The organism is Sphingomonas sp. M6A6_1c (assembly GCF_053345135.1).
The window spans coordinates 105,496-119,811 of the sequence record NZ_JBKEZO010000004.1; the positions used below are offsets into that span (position 1 = coordinate 105,496).

Annotated in this window: 10 protein-coding genes; 3 read left to right on the forward strand and 7 right to left on the reverse strand. The window is 69.3% G+C overall.

Going from position 1 to position 14,316, the window contains the following annotated elements; all coding sequences use genetic code 11:
• Nucleotides 1-3: 3 nt before the first annotated feature.
• From ACLBWH_RS09060 to ACLBWH_RS09080, 5 genes are all read right to left on the reverse strand, one after another.
• Nucleotides 4-1,206: an aminotransferase class V-fold PLP-dependent enzyme gene (locus ACLBWH_RS09060; protein ID WP_447798335.1), complete on the reverse strand. Its 1,203-nt coding sequence runs from the start codon at nt 1,204-1,206 to the stop codon at nt 4-6.
• Complete coding sequence (locus ACLBWH_RS09065; protein WP_447798337.1) at nt 1,203-2,276, reverse strand: SufB/SufD family protein; 1,074 nt, start codon at nt 2,274-2,276, stop codon at nt 1,203-1,205. The genes ACLBWH_RS09060 and ACLBWH_RS09065 overlap by 4 nt, the downstream gene beginning before the upstream one ends.
• A gap of 337 nt (nt 2,277-2,613) precedes the next feature.
• Nucleotides 2,614-3,357, reverse strand: coding sequence for a Fe-S cluster assembly ATPase SufC (sufC, locus tag ACLBWH_RS09070; protein ID WP_322850425.1), 744 nt, complete (start codon nt 3,355-3,357; stop codon nt 2,614-2,616).
• Nucleotides 3,358-3,455: 98 nt separating this feature from the next.
• Nucleotides 3,456-4,940 carry a Fe-S cluster assembly protein SufB gene (gene sufB / locus ACLBWH_RS09075; protein WP_038661488.1) on the reverse strand — a complete coding sequence of 495 codons (1,485 nt, stop codon included), beginning with the start codon at nt 4,938-4,940 and terminating at the stop codon, nt 3,456-3,458.
• Nucleotides 4,941-4,942: 2 nt separating this feature from the next.
• Nucleotides 4,943-5,404 (reverse strand): SUF system Fe-S cluster assembly regulator, encoded by a 462-nt coding sequence (locus tag ACLBWH_RS09080; protein ID WP_447798339.1) that lies wholly within the window; start codon nt 5,402-5,404, stop codon nt 4,943-4,945.
• A gap of 301 nt (nt 5,405-5,705) precedes the next feature.
• Between ACLBWH_RS09080 and ACLBWH_RS09085 the strand changes: the two genes are divergently transcribed.
• The 3 genes from ACLBWH_RS09085 to ACLBWH_RS09095 are packed head-to-tail and all read left to right on the forward strand — an operon-like array spanning nt 5,706 to nt 10,318.
• Nucleotides 5,706-6,731 carry a quinone-dependent dihydroorotate dehydrogenase gene (locus ACLBWH_RS09085; protein ID WP_447798341.1) on the forward strand — a complete coding sequence of 342 codons (1,026 nt, stop codon included), beginning with the start codon at nt 5,706-5,708 and terminating at the stop codon, nt 6,729-6,731.
• A gap of 40 nt (nt 6,732-6,771) precedes the next feature.
• Nucleotides 6,772-8,490, forward strand: coding sequence for a gamma-glutamyltransferase (gene ggt, locus ACLBWH_RS09090; protein ID WP_447798342.1), 1,719 nt, complete (start codon nt 6,772-6,774; stop codon nt 8,488-8,490).
• Nucleotides 8,491-8,533: 43 nt separating this feature from the next.
• Nucleotides 8,534-10,318, forward strand: coding sequence for an AMP-dependent synthetase/ligase (locus tag ACLBWH_RS09095; RefSeq protein WP_447798344.1), 1,785 nt, complete (start codon nt 8,534-8,536; stop codon nt 10,316-10,318).
• Between the two features lie 587 nt (nt 10,319-10,905).
• Here ACLBWH_RS09095 and ACLBWH_RS09100 read toward each other — a convergent pair.
• Nucleotides 10,906-11,280 (reverse strand): endonuclease domain-containing protein, encoded by a 375-nt coding sequence (locus ACLBWH_RS09100; protein WP_447798346.1) that lies wholly within the window; start codon nt 11,278-11,280, stop codon nt 10,906-10,908.
• A 63-nt stretch (nt 11,281-11,343) separates the two neighbouring features.
• A complete protein-coding gene (locus tag ACLBWH_RS09105) occupies nt 11,344-14,220 on the reverse strand; it encodes a M16 family metallopeptidase (protein WP_447798347.1) in 2,877 nt (958 codons plus the stop codon).
• Nucleotides 14,221-14,316: the final 96 nt, after the last annotated feature.

Genomic DNA, 14,316 nt, shown 5'->3' on the forward strand with positions numbered 1-14,316 from the left:
TCCCTACCCAAAAATACGAGTTACGCGTTCGACGCCCTTGACCAGCGCCTCGATGTCCTGCGGACCGTTGTAGACCGCGAAGCTCGCCCGAGCGGTCGCGTCGACGCCCAGCACCTCCATCAGCGGCTGCGCGCAATGATGGCCGGCGCGGATCGCCACCCGGCCCTCGTCCAAGATGGTGCCGACGTCGTGCGGATGCACCCCCTCGACCGCGAAACTGACGATGCCGGCGCTGTCCTCCGGCCCGAACAGGCGGACCGAGTTGAGCGAGCCCAGCGCCGCACGGGCATCGCGGACCAGCGCGGTTTCATGCGCATGGATGCGATCGAGCCCGATCCCCTCGACATAGTCGATCGCCGCGGCGAGGCCGAGCGCGCCGACGATATGCGGCGTCCCCGCCTCGAACCGCCCCGGCGGCGGCGCATACGTGGTGCGAGCGAAGGTGACGCGGTCGATCATCGACCCGCCCCCCTGATAGGGCGGCATCTGCGACAGCAGGTCGCCGCGGCCCCAGAGCACGCCGATCCCGGTCGGGCCATAAAGCTTGTGGCCGGAGAAGACGTAGAAGTCGCAGCCGATCGCCGCGACGTCCACCGCGATCCGCGGCACCGCCTGACAGCCGTCGAGCAGGATCTTCGCGCCCACGCCATGCGCCAGATCGGTCGCGCGCTTCGCGTCGAGCACCGAGCCGAGCACGTTCGAGACGTGCGCGAGCGCGACCAATTTGTGGTGCGGGGTCAGCATCCGCTCCATCGCATCGAGGTCGATGCGCTGGTCGGCGGTGAGCGGCAACACGTCGATCGCCGCGCCGACGCGCTCGGCGGCTATCTGCCACGGCACGATGTTGCTGTGATGCTCTAGCATCGACAGCAGGATGCGGTCGCCCGCCTTGAGCTGCGTCGCCGCCCAGCATTGCGCGACGAGGTTGATCCCCTCGGTCGCGCCGCGGACGAAGACGATCTCGTCGGACGTGGTCGCGCCGATGAATCGCGCGACCTTGGCGCGCGCCGCCTCATAGGCGACGGTCATGTCGGCCGAGCGCTGGTAGACGCCGCGATGCACGGTCGCATAGGTCTCGCCATAGGCGCGCGCGATCGCGTCGATCACGACCTGCGGCTTCTGCGCGGTCGCGGCGGTGTCGAGATAGGCCCAGCCCGCCGGGATCGCCGGAAAATCGGCGACGCGATCGAGGGGGGATTCGCTCATGACGTCCGCTCCAGCCACGCGTCCGCATCCGCCGCGAACACCTCGCGCAGCGTCTCGTCCGCGATCCGGTCGATCGCATCCGCGACGAACGCACGCGTCAGCAACGCCTTGGCGCGGGGCGCGGGGATGCCGCGGCTCTGCATGTAGAAGAGCGCGCGCGCGTCGAGTTCGCCGACCGTCGCGCCGTGCGCGCATTTCACGTCGTCGGCGAAGATCTCCAGCTCGGGCTTGAGGTTCACCGTCGCGGTACGCTGGAGCAGCAGGCCGCGCAGCGATTGTTCGCCGTCGGTCTTCTGCGCATCGCGCGCCACCTCGACCGCGGCGGCGAGGCTGACCGTCGAGCGATCCGCCGCGACCGCGCGCCACAGCTGGTGCGACTGGCCGTTGGGCTTGGCATGGCGGACGCGCACCGCGCATTCCTGCCGCTGATCGTCGCGGGTGAGCAGCGCACCGCCAAGCTCGGCATAGGCGCCGTCGCCGTTCAGCGTCAGCGCCGCGTCGAGCCGCGTCCCCGCCGCAGTGGCGCCGAGCGCGACCGAGACGAAGCTGGCGGCCCCGGATAGCGTCACCTCGTCGCGGGTCGAGACGAAGCCGGCGTCCTGCACGATGCGGACGGCGCGCATCACCCGCGCGCCCTGCCCCAGCTCGAACCGGGTCAGCGTGTTGGTCCAGCCGGCGCCGGTGAAGCTCTCGACCAGCGTCAACACGGCATCCTCGCCGAGCGTGATGACGAGCGGCGTCTGGCTGTCCTCGCCGGCATTGACGCGGGCGATCTCGATCGTGGTGACGGTCCGCGAGGCGAGCGTGATCCGGTGGCCGTCGCCTGAGGCATAGCGGCCGAGCGGGTGGTCGCTGCCGACGGTTTGCGCGGTGATGGCGAGATCGCCGGGGCGGCTGGCATCACGATCGAGATAGCCGCCGACGAACACCAGTCGCGCCGCGTCGGGCAGGATCGCGGCGGGCACCGCCGCCGACTGCGGCGTCAGCGCGCGGGCGGCCTGCAACGCGGGCATGTCGGCCCAGCGGAACGCTTCTTCGCGCGCGGTGGGCAATTCGAGAACGGCGGTCATGCGGCGGCTCGCTGAATGATGTCACGCGAAGGCGCGAAGACGCGAAGCATCCCCAATTCCTCCCCCGCCAGGGAGTGTCGGGTTGGATTGCCCCCGGCAATCCAAGCACATGCCGGGGGCATGTGCGACCCGACACTGTGGCAGGCCGAAGGCCTGACGGAGGGGGAGGATACGGTAAGCTCGGCGTATGCGGAAACGCCCCCTCCACCACGCCCTGCGGGCGCGGTCCCCCTCCCCCGCTGCGCGAGGGAGGAATTTAGGACGCCCGCGAACGCGACCGGCAGGATCGCCCCGACCAAGCCCTCTTCGCGCCTTCGCGCCTTCGCGTGAACGAAAATCACGCCGTCACCCCCGCATAGCCCTCACGCTCCAACTCGTGCGCAAGCTCCGCACCGCCGGTGCGGACGATCCGCCCGTCGGCGAGCACATGGACAACGTCCGGCCGCACGTAATCGAGCAACCGCTGGTAATGGGTGATCAACAGCACCGCCTTGTCGGGCGCGCGCATGATGCGGTTGATCCCGTCGCCGACGATGCGCAGCGCGTCGATGTCGAGGCCGCTGTCGGTCTCGTCCAGGATCGCGAACTTGGGGTTCACGACGCCCATCTGCACCATCTCGTTGCGCTTCTTCTCGCCGCCCGAGAAGCCGACGTTGACCGGGCGCTTGAGCATCTCGGCATCCATGTCGAGCTTGCGCGCTTCCTCCCGCGCGAGCTTGAGGAATTCGGCGCCCGAAAGCGACTTCTCGCCGCGCACGCCGCGCTGCGCGTTCAAAGCCTCGCGCAGGAACTGGACGTTGCTGACGCCGGGGATCTCGACCGGATATTGGAAGCCGAGGAACACGCCCGCCGCGGCACGCTCGTTGGGAGCAAGCTCCAGCAGATCCTGCCCGTCGAAGGTGATCGACCCTTCGGTCACTTCATAGCCGGGGCGGCCACCGAGGACATAACCGAGCGTCGACTTGCCCGCGCCGTTCGGCCCCATGATCGCATGGATCTCGCCGGCGTTCACCTCGAGGGTCAGGCCCTTGAGGATCGGCTTGCCGTCGATCTCGGCATGGAGGTTTTCAATCTTGAGCATCGTTCTGATCTTCTTCCTTAAGCCCCTCCCCTTCAGGGGAGGGGTTTGGGGGTGGGGGAAGTCTCACCGAGACCATCACCCGCATCCCTCACCCAATCTTACCCTACCGAGCCTTCGAGGCTGATCCCGAGCAGCTTCTGCGCCTCGACGGCGAACTCCATCGGCAATTGCTGCAGCACCTCGCGCGCGAAGCCGTTGACGATCAGCGCCACCGCCGCTTCCTGATCGAGCCCGCGGCTCATCGCGTAGAAGAGCTGGTCCTCGCTGATCTTCGAGGTCGTCGCCTCATGCTCGATCTGCGCCGAGGGGTTCTTCACCTCGATATAGGGCACGGTATGCGCACCGCATTGGTCGCCGAGCAGCAGCGAATCGCACTGCGTGAAGTTGCGGACGTTCTCGGCGGTCGGCCCGACGCGCACCAGCCCGCGATAGGTATTGTCCGAACGGCCCGCCGAAATCCCCTTCGACACGATCGTCGAGCGCGATCCCTTGCCCAGGTGGATCATCTTGGTGCCGGTATCGGCCTGCTGGCGGTTGTTGGTCACCGCGACCGAATAGAATTCGCCGACGCTGTTCTCGCCCGCCAGCACGCAGCTCGGATATTTCCAGGTGATCGCCGAACCGGTCTCGACCTGCGTCCACGACACCTTGCTGTTCCTGCCCTGACAGAGCGCGCGCTTGGTGACGAAATTGTAGATGCCGCCGACGCCATTCTCGTCGCCGGGATACCAGTTCTGCACGGTCGAATATTTGATCTCGGCATCGTCGAGCGCGACCAGCTCAACCACCGCGGCGTGGAGCTGGTTCTCGTCGCGCATCGGCGCGGTGCAGCCTTCGAGATAGGAGACGTAGCTCCCCTTGTCGGCGACGATCAGCGTCCGCTCGAACTGCCCGGTATTCTCGGCATTGATCCGGAAATAGGTCGACAGCTCCATCGGGCAGCGCACGCCCTCGGGAATGTAGACGAAGGTGCCGTCCGAAAAGACCGCCGAATTGAGCGTCGCGAAGTAATTGTCGCGCTGCGGCACGACCTTGCCCAGCCATTTGCGGACGAGATCGGGATATTCGCGGATCGCCTCGCTGATCGAGCGGAAGATGACGCCCGCAGCCTCCAGCTCCTTGCGGAAGGTGGTGGCGACCGAGACGCTGTCGAACACCGCATCCACCGCGACGCGGCGCTTGGGATTGCCCTCGGCGTCGAGGTCCTCCACCCCGGCGAGCATCTTCTGCTCGGCGATGGGAATGCCGAGCTTCTCGTAGACGCGCAGGATTTCGGGATCGACCTCGTCCAGTGACCCCAATTTGGGCTTCGCCTTCGGCTCGGCGTAATAATATGCGTCCTGATAGTCGATCGGGGGCACGTTGAGCTTCGCCCAATCCGGCGCCGCCATCGTCTGCCACAGGCGGAACGCCTTCAGCCGCCAGTCGAGCATCCATTCGGGCTCGTTCTTCTTGGCGCTGATATAGCGAACCGTATCCTCGCTCAGCCCCTTGGGCGCGAAGTCCTGTTCGATATCGGACGAAAAGCCCCATTCGTAGGTCTTGGAGACGGCCGCATAGGCCTCTGCGTTCTTGGTCGCCATGGTTACACCTGTTCGCCCGTAAGGACGGGAATGGGGCTGGAAATCGAATCGTGGATCGGCGCGCGCGACAGTCGGGCGAGCGAGACGCCGGCGAGCGCACCGCGCACCGCCTCGTTGACGATCCCCCAATGCGGCCGGACGAGGCAATTGCCCTCCAGCCCGCATTCGTGGCGACTGCCCTCGACGCAGGAGGTCATCTGGATCGGCCCTTCGACCGCCTCGATGATATCGGCGAGGCTGATCGCCGCCGCGGGGCGCGCGAGGCGGAAACCGCCGCCGGTGCCGCGCGTGCTCTCGATCAGGCCGGCGCTCGACAGCCGGCTGACCAGCTTCTGCGCGGTCGGCAGCGGCACGCCGGTCTCCTCGGCGAGCAGCGTCGCATTGAGCCGCGCCGCGCCGCCGCAATGGCGCGCGGCGGCCGACATCATCACGACCGCATAATCGGCAAGGCTGGAAAGTCGCATCGGCTCCGGTCGTGTTGTTGCGAGCGTTTCGCAAATCGGATCAATTCAATCCGATTGCGAGATAGGGTTTTGTGCGCTGCGGTCAAGCGGCGACGGTGGCAGGACGATGAGGCGCCTCCAAACTCCTCCCCCGCCAGGGGGAGGTGGCGCCGCGTAGCGGTGACGGAGGGGGAGGATACGGCGAAGGTCGCCGTATGCGGCAACGCCCCCTCCACCACGGCCTTCGGCCGCGGTCCCCCTCCCCCGCTAAAGCAAGGGAGGAATTTTGACGTTCGCCCGCACCGGTGCGATGGGCCACCCCATGTCCTACGTCCTCCGCCCGCTGCTGTTCGCCCTCGATGCCGAGCGCGCGCATGCGCTCACGCTCAAGGCGCTGGCGATGCGTGCGAAACTCCCCGCCCCCGCCGCCGAGACCAATCCGCGGCTCGCCACCCGCATCGGCGGCCTCGCGTTCGCCAATCCGCTCGGCGTCGCGGCGGGGCTCGACAAGGACGGCGTGGCGATCGAGGGGCTGTTCGGGCTCGGCTTCGGCGCGGTCGAGATCGGCACGCTCACCCCCCTGCCCCAGCCGGGCAATCCGAAGCCGCGCCTGTTCCGGCTGGTCGCCGATCGCGCGGTGATCAACCGGATGGGCTTCAACAACGGCGGCCTCGCCGCCGGGCTCGCCCGCGCGCGGACCGCGCAGCGCGGCACCGGCCGACTCGGCATCAACGTCGGCGCCAACAAGGACGCGACCGACCGCGTCGCCGATTATGTCGCCGGCGTCTCCGCCGCGGCGCCGATCGCCGATTACGTCACGATCAACATCTCCTCGCCCAACACCCCCGGCCTGCGCGATCTCCAGCACGGTGCGGCGCTCGACGCGTTGCTCGCCGCCTGCACCGCGGCGCGCGGCACGACGCCGCTGTTCCTCAAGATCGCCCCCGATCTCGACGCCGCGGCGATCGACGGCATCGCCCGCGCCGCGATCGGCCACGGGCTCGACGCGATCATCATGGGCAATACGACGATCTCGCGTCCGCCGCTGCGTGGCCGGCACGCCGGCGAGGCCGGCGGCCTGTCGGGGGCGCCGCTCGCCACGCTCGCCCGGCAGCGGTTGGCCGACCTGCGCAGCGCCACCGGCGGCGGCATCGCGCTGATCGCCGCGGGCGGCATCGACAGCGGCGCCGAGGCCTATGCGCGGATCCGCGCCGGCGCGCGCGTCGTGCAGCTCTATTCGGCCTTGGTCTTCGAAGGGCCGGGCCTCGCCCGCCGCATCCTCGCCGAACTCGACGCCTGCCTCGTCCGCGACGGTTTCGCCGACATCGCCGCCGCCGCCGCGGCGTAACGGCTTGCTCTCGGCGGACCAGCCGTTAGGCTTTGCGGCGATGAAGACCGGACTCGCGCTCGCCCTCGCCGCCGTCAGTGCCCCGGCGCTGGCCAAGGCTCCGTCACCCCAGGCGCCCGGGATGGTCAGCGCCGCCGATCCGCGCGCCGCGGCGGCGGGCGTCGAGATCCTGAAAGCGGGCGGCAGCGCCACCGATGCGGCGATCGCGACGATGCTCGCGCTCAACGTCGTCGAGCCGCAGAGTTCCGGCATCGGCGGCGGCAGCTTCTGGGTCAGCCATGCCGCCGGGACCGGCAAGGTCACCACGATCGACGCGCGCGAGGCCGCCCCCGCGGCCGCGACGCCGCGCTGGTTCTACGGCGCGGACGGCGTTGCCATGAGCCACGACGAGGCGGTACCGGGCGGGCGCAGCGTCGGCGTGCCCGGCGCGCTGCGCGGCATGGCGCTGGCGCATCGCCAGTCGGGCAAGCTGCCCTGGGCGCGCTTGTTCGAACCGGCGATCCGGCTGGCGCGCGACGGCTTCCAGGCGACGCCGCGGTTCCGCCATTCGATCGCATCCTACGGCGCCTATCTGACCCCGGCGGCGCGCACGCTGTTCACCGTCCCCGCCGACGGCATCGTCCGCAACCCCGCGCAGGCGGCGCTGCTCCAGCGGATCGCGAAACAGGGTCCCGACAGCTTCTACGTCGGTCCGCAGGCGGCGAAGCTCGTCGCGACCGTCAACGGCGCCGCGCGCAATCCGTCGAAGATGACCGCCGGCGATCTGGCGACCTACGACGCCAAGCCGCGCCCCGAAGTGTGCGTCCCCTACCGGACGTACCGGATCTGCGGCATGGGGCCGCCGTCGTCGGGCGGGATCACCGTGCTGATGATCCTCAAGCAGCTCGAACGGTTCGACATGGCGAAACTCGGCAAGGATTCGCCCGTCGCCTGGCATCTGTTCGCCGAAAGCTCGCGCCTCGCTTATGCGGATCGCAACCTCTACGTCGGCGACCCCGATTACGTCCGCGTACCGGTCGACGGCCTGCTCGACCCCGCCTATCTCGCCACGCGCTCCGCACTGATCGCGCCCGACCGGACAATGGCGAGCGTCGCCGCCGGCACGCCGCGCGGCGCGCCCGCGCGCACCCCCGCGCCGGTCAGCGAGGTCGCCGGCACCACCGACCTCGCCGTCGCCGACCGCGCCGGCAACGTCGTCGAGGTGACGACGACAGTCGAGGGGCCGTTCGGCTCGGGGCTCATCGTCGACGGAACCGTGCTCAACAACGAACTGACCGACTTCGACATCGTGCCGGTGGATGCGGGCTATCTCGTCGCCAACCGCGTCGAGGGCGGCAAGCGGCCGCGCAGCTCGATGGCGCCGACGATCGTCTACGACGCCAGCGGCAAGGTCCGTCTGGCGGTCGGCGCGGCGGGCGGATCGACGATCATCGCACAGATCGCCAAGGCGCTGGTCGGCGTGCTCGACTGGAACCTCTCGGCGCAGGACGCGATCGCGCTCGGCCTCGTCTACGCCCCCGGCCCGGTCGCGACGCTGGAGGCCGGCACCGCCGCCGCCGCGCTGCAACCCGCGCTCGCCGCCTTGGGCGAGCGCACGCAGGTCGCGCCGCTCGGGCTCAAGGCGAATGCGATCGAATGGAAACGGGGCCGCTGGGTCGGCGCCGCCGATCCGCGCAGCGAGGGCGTCGCGATCGGCGAGGACGGCAGCGTCAGCGACCCCACCCGCATGGCGCCGGTCGCCAATCGCCCTTCGGAATGACGACGACGGCGGGCCGGTGAGCCCGGCCGCGACAGGAGAGACCATGGCCCTCGAGCGTTTTCCCAATCTCGTCACGATGTTCTTCGCGCGGGCGAAGGAGCGCGGCGACGCCCCCTTCCTGTGGGCGAAGCGCGACGGCCAATGGGTCGCGACGAGCTGGGCCGAAGCGGCGCGACAGGTGGCGAGCCTCGCCGCCGGGCTGAAGGCGATCGGCATGAAACCCGGCGACCGGGTGATGCTGGTCAGCGAGAACCGCCCCGAATGGTGTATCAGCGACCTCGCGATCATGGCGGCGGGCTGCGTCACCGTCCCCGCCTACATCACCAATACCGAACGCGACCACGCGCATATCATCGCCGATTCGGGCGCGTGCGGGATCATCGTCTCGACCGACAAGCTGGCGCGCACCGTGCTCACCGCGGTGCTGCGCTCCAACCAGGGGCAGATCGTCATCGGCATCGATCCGATGCGCGCGCCCTCCGCGGGGGTCGACTTCCACGACTGGCACGCGCTGATCGCCGACCATCCGACCGACCCCGCGGTCGCCGCGGCGGCGGCGACCTTCCAGCGCGGCGACCTCGCCTGCATCATCTACACCAGCGGCACCGGCGGCGCGCCGCGCGGGGTGATGCAGCATCACGGCGCGATCCTGCACAATTGCAACGGCTGCGCGACGGTCATCGCCGAGGATTTCGGCGCGGGGGACGAGGTGTTCCTGTCGTTCCTGCCGCTCAGCCACGCCTATGAACATACCGGCGGCCAGCATCTGCCGGTCTCGCTCGGCGGCCAGATCTATTATGCCGAGGGGCTCGACAAGCTCGCCGCCAATATCGAGGAGGTGCGCCCGACGATCATGTTCGTCGTGCCGCGCTTGTTCGAGGTGCTGCGCACGCGGATCAGCAAGGCGATCGAGAAACAGGGCGGCATGTCCGCCTATCTGCTGGCGAAGGCGCTCGACGTCGGCGCGAAGGCGAATGCGGGCACGCTGCGCCTCACCGACCGGCCCGCGCAATTGCTGGTGCGCACCCTGTTCAAGCCGAAGATCGCCAAGAAGTTCGGCGGGCGGATGAAGGCGATGGTCTCGGGCGGCGCGCCGCTCAACCCGGAGGTCGGGCTGTTCTTCCAGTCGCTCGGCGTCACCTTCCTGCAAGGCTATGGCCAGACCGAGGCGGCGCCGGTGATCTCGTGCAACCGGCCGAGCGCGGGCATCCGCATGGATTCGGTCGGCCCGCCGCTGGTCGACACCGAGGTGCGCATCGCCGAGGACGGCGAGATCCTGGTGCGCGGCGAGCTGGTGATGCACGGCTATTGGCGCAACGAGGCGGAAACCGCGCGCGTGCTCAAGGACGGCTGGCTGCACACCGGCGACATCGGCGAGATCGACGCGGCGGGCCGGATCGCGATCACCGACCGCAAGAAGGACCTCATCATCAACGACAAGGGCGACAATGTCGCGCCGCAGAAGGTCGAGGGGATGCTGACGCTGCAGCCGGAGATCGTGCAGGCGATGATCGCCGGCGACCGGCGGCCCTATATGGTCGCGCTGATCGTCCCCGACCCCGAATGGACGCAGGAATGGTGCGCCGCCAACGGCACCGCCTGCAAGTTCGAGCGGCTGGCCGAGAACAGCGAATATCGCACCGCGATCGGCCATGCGGTGGAGCGGGTGAACAAGGACCTGTCGGTCACCGAACGCATCCGCCGCTTCGTACTGGCGGACGAGCCGTTCGGCATCGAGAACGAGCAACTGACGCCAAGCCTCAAGATCCGCCGCCACGTCATCCGCACCGTCTACGGCGAGCGGCTGGACGCATTGTATCGGGGGTGAGGTGGCAGGGTCGCGCGGCTCCCACCCCGCCCTCCCCCTCCGTCAGCGCTTCGCGCTGCCACCTCCCCCTGGCGGGGGAGGAATATAAAAGTCCTCCCTCGCTTTAGCGGGGGAGGGGGACCGCCCGGCGCAGCCGGGTGGTGGAGGGGGCGTTTCCACGGGCGGCCAAATCCGCGAGGATAAGCCGCATCACCGCGTCGAGGTCTTTCAACACGTCGCACGCCGGTGACGCCAAGCCTCAAGATCCGCCGCAACGTGATCCGCACCGTCTACGGCGAGCCGCTGGACGCACCGTATCGGGGGTGAGGTGGCAGAGCCGCCCAGCTCCCACCCTGTCCTCCCCCTCCGTCACGCCTTCGGCGCGCCACCTCCCCCTGGCGGGCAGGGTAATCGCATATGGAATTTTTGAGTTGCGATCGTGCGCCGGAGGCCCGCAGCTCAATTGGAAAATGCCAACCTCGCGAAAGGTCACGTACCCATCGTTGCGTGGAACATTGCGTGGAACGTCATATGCGATAGCCCTGCCCTGGCGGGGGAGGAATACAAAAGTCCTCCCTCGCTTTAGCGGGGGAGGGGGACCGCCCGCGTCAGCGGGTGGTGGAGGGGGCGTTTCCACGAGCGGCCAACTCCGCGAGGATGAGCCGCATCACCGCATCGAGGTCTTTCAATACATCCCGCGCCGGTATCCGCAGCGTCTCGATCCCGCGCTCCGCCAGCCACTTATCACGGCGCGCGTCGCGCGTCGGCCGGTCGCCACGATCGTGCGCCTCACCATCCACCTCGATCACCAGCCTCGCCTTGGCGCAGTAGAAGTCGAGCACGTAGGGATCGGCCGGCGCCTGTTTGCGAAACCGCACCGGCAGCACGCGCAGCTCCCGCCACAACAGGACTTCGGGCAACGTCAACCGGCGGCGGAGCGCCCTCGCCTGTTCCCGGTTCCGTTTAGAGCCGCCCAGCTCCACCTTATCCTCCCCCTCCGTCACCGCTACGCGGCGCCCCCTCCCCCATGCGGGGGAGGACTTCCGTCACTTCCCCTTTCGCGGCAGCACCGCCAGCGTCCAGTCCTTTGCCGGCACCAGATATTTCGCCGCGGTCGCCTGCAGCACCTCGGGCGTCACGTCGCCGAAGTCGCGGCCCAGGCGGCGCGTCGCCTCCAGCCGGCGGTCGTCATACGCCCCGCCCGACAGCTCGCGCAGCCAGAACAGGCTGCTCGTCGCGGCGCGCGCATAGACCTGCTGCAACGGCCCCTTCACGCGCGCGAGTTCGTCGGCGCTGACCGGAGTCTTCGCCAGATCCGCCGCGATCTCGCGCGACAGGCGGAAGAACAGCGCGACATTGGCCGGTGCGACCTGGCTCACCGCCATCAGGCGGCCGCCGCCGGGCAGCCCCTTGGGCCAGTTGCTCGCGACGCCAGGGCTGTAGCTCGCCCCCGCCGCCTGCCGCATCCGCTCGAACAACCGGTCGCTGAACACCTGCGCCAGCACGTCGAGGCGGCGTGCCTCGGCGATGTCGGCGACCCCGGCGCCGGTCGGCCAGGCGATCACCGCGCTCGCCTGATTGTCGGGGCCGTTGTGGTAGCGCAGCACCGGCGTCGCGACATGCGCGGGGAAGCGCACCGGCGGTGCCGCCGCGGCGGGCGCGGTGCGCGGCGGGATCGCGCCGAGGCTCTTGGCGACCGCGGCGATCGCCTCGTCGGCCTTGACGTCGCCGAACACGTCGACCTCGATCGGGCCGCTGGCGAGCAGCGGCGACCAGAACGCCTGGAACGCCTTGGGGGTCAGCGCGTCGACCGCCTTGGCGTCGGGCGTCGCCCAGCGCGGATCGCCGGCATGCAGCAATCCTTCGAGATCGCGCGACAACACGCCGTCCGCCGACGAATCGTAACCGGGGATCGCGGTCAGCGCCGCCGATTTGGCGCGCGTCACCGGTGCCGGGTCCCAGCGCGGATGCGCGAGCTTGGCGGCGATCAGCGTCAGTTCGTCGGCATAATCCTTGGGGCTGCTCAGCGCGGCGATCGAGAAGGTGTCCTCGTCGATACCGAAATCGAGGCCGAGCTGCCGCCCCGCGGTGAGTTGGTCGAGATCGTCCTGGCCCAGCGTGCCGATGCCGCTCTCCATCAGCGCGAGATCGCCCGCCCAGGCCGGGCTCGGCCGGTTGGCGGGCAGCGCATTATAGCCGTTGCCGAAGCGCACCCGCACGAACACGCGGCCGGTATCGTCGGGGTTGGCGAACACCAGCATGCGCACGCCATTGGCGAACACCACCTTTTCCGCCGGCAATCCGACGAGCGGCTCGCGCGACGCGACCGTGCCGGCCGCGCCCAGCGCGGGCAATTTGGTGAAGTCGACCGCCGCCTGGCTGGCGCGCTTGATCGTCAGCGTCGACACGTCCGCCTTGAGCGCGGCGGCGAGCTTCTCCGCCGTCCCCTTCTCCGCGGTGCGCGTGTTGACCAGCGCGCGGGTGGCGTCGCCCTCGAACAGCTTCTTGGACGAGGCGAGCACCGCGGCGGGGTTGAACATCCCCTTCTGCTTGGCCTCGGTCAGGATCGCATAGCTGTTCTCGGGCGCGGTCACCGTCTCGCGGATGTCGAGCGCGCCGGCCATGTCGTCGGCCTGTTTGGCGCTCGCCTCGACCCGCGCGGTCTCGACGCTGTTGCGGATCGCGACCTCGTAATCGGCATATTCGCGGTCGATCTCGGCCTGTGTCGGCGCGCTGTTCTGCGCATCGGCGATCACCGCGCGCACGTCCTTCAGCGCCTGTTCCCACTGGTCGCCGACCGGCAGGATCAGCACCGACGTCATGTTCGCCGAGCGCGAGCGGTCGTCGAGGTCGACGCCCGCCTGCACGAAGCTCGCCCCCGCCCGCGCGCGCCGTTCCAGCCGGCGGCTGATCACCTTGGCGGCGATCGTGTCGACCATCCGCTTCTGGTTGAAGATCTTGGTATCGTCATTGTAATGCCAGGGGCGCACCACCCCCATCGTCACCAGCGGCGGCAGACCGGGCTCGACCATCGTCGCCGAGGTCGGCTTGCCGGGGTCGGGCTTGCCGAAATCGGGGTCGGCGGGATTGGGGCCATTGCCCTTCCAGCCGGCGAAATGGCGCGTCACCATCTGGCCGAGCGTCGCGGCATCCATGTCGCCCGAGATGATCACCACCGCCCGCTCGGGGCGGTACCAGCGATCGTGGAACGCCTTGATGCTCGCGCCGTTCGCCGCGTCGAGCGTCTCGACCGTGCCGATCGGCGAACGGTCGGCGAGCGGCTGGCCGGCGAAGAACAGCCGGTTCATCGCATCCTGCAGCTTGACCTGCGGGCCGGGCTGTTCGCGCCGCTCGGCGAGCACGATCGGCCGCTCCGCCGACACCGCGGCGTCGGTCAGCGCCGGCGCGGCCATCATCCCCGACAGGATCTTGAGGCTCTCGTCGACCGTCTGGTCGGTCGCCGAGGGCAGGTCGAGCTTGTAGAGCGTCTGCGTCGGCGTGGTCGAGGCGTTGCTGTCCGAGCCGAAGGTCGCGCCGAACCGCTGCCACACCCGCTTCGCCTCGCCGTCGGGGACATATTCCGATCCGCGGAACGAGAGATGCTCGATGAAATGCGCATAGCCGCGCTCGCTGTCCTTCTCGTACAGCGAGCCCGCGTCGATGCGGACGCGGATCGACACCTGCCCCGGCGGCACGCCGTTCTTGCGCACCGCATAGCGCAGGCCATTGGGAAGGGTGCCGAACACCCAGGCGGGATCGTGCGCGAGGTCGCTGCCCTTGTAGAGCCACGGCGTCGGATCGACCTTGACCGCGGCGGCGGGGGTCGTCGCGGCGGGGGCGGCGGGCGCCCTGACCTGGGCGATGGTCGCCGATGCGAGGGCGAGGACGAGTACGGGCGCGAACGCGCGGGGGAAGAACGCCATAGCCCCCATCTCTAGCGATTGCCGGGCAAGGCCGCCAGCGTGACCGTATCCTCCTCGTTTCGGTCATCATTTCGCCCCAGCCGGGGCCTAGCCGGG

Coding starts and splice junctions, on each gene's coding strand:
- ACLBWH_RS09060 (WP_447798335.1), bottom strand. CDS start 1,206: ATGAGCGAATCCCCCCTCGATCGCGTCGCCGATTTTCCGGCGATCCCG.
- ACLBWH_RS09095 (WP_447798344.1), top strand. CDS start 8,534: ATGGCCCTCGAGCGTTTTCCCAATCTCGTCACGATGTTCTTCGCGCGG.
- ACLBWH_RS09065 (WP_447798337.1), bottom strand. CDS start 2,276: ATGACCGCCGTTCTCGAATTGCCCACCGCGCGCGAAGAAGCGTTCCGC.
- sufC (WP_322850425.1), bottom strand. CDS start 3,357: ATGCTCAAGATTGAAAACCTCCATGCCGAGATCGACGGCAAGCCGATC.
- ACLBWH_RS09085 (WP_447798341.1), top strand. CDS start 5,706: ATGTCCTACGTCCTCCGCCCGCTGCTGTTCGCCCTCGATGCCGAGCGC.
- sufB (WP_038661488.1), bottom strand. CDS start 4,940: ATGGCGACCAAGAACGCAGAGGCCTATGCGGCCGTCTCCAAGACCTAC.
- ggt (WP_447798342.1), top strand. CDS start 6,772: ATGAAGACCGGACTCGCGCTCGCCCTCGCCGCCGTCAGTGCCCCGGCG.
- ACLBWH_RS09105 (WP_447798347.1), bottom strand. CDS start 14,220: ATGGCGTTCTTCCCCCGCGCGTTCGCGCCCGTACTCGTCCTCGCCCTC.
- ACLBWH_RS09080 (WP_447798339.1), bottom strand. CDS start 5,404: ATGCGACTTTCCAGCCTTGCCGATTATGCGGTCGTGATGATGTCGGCC.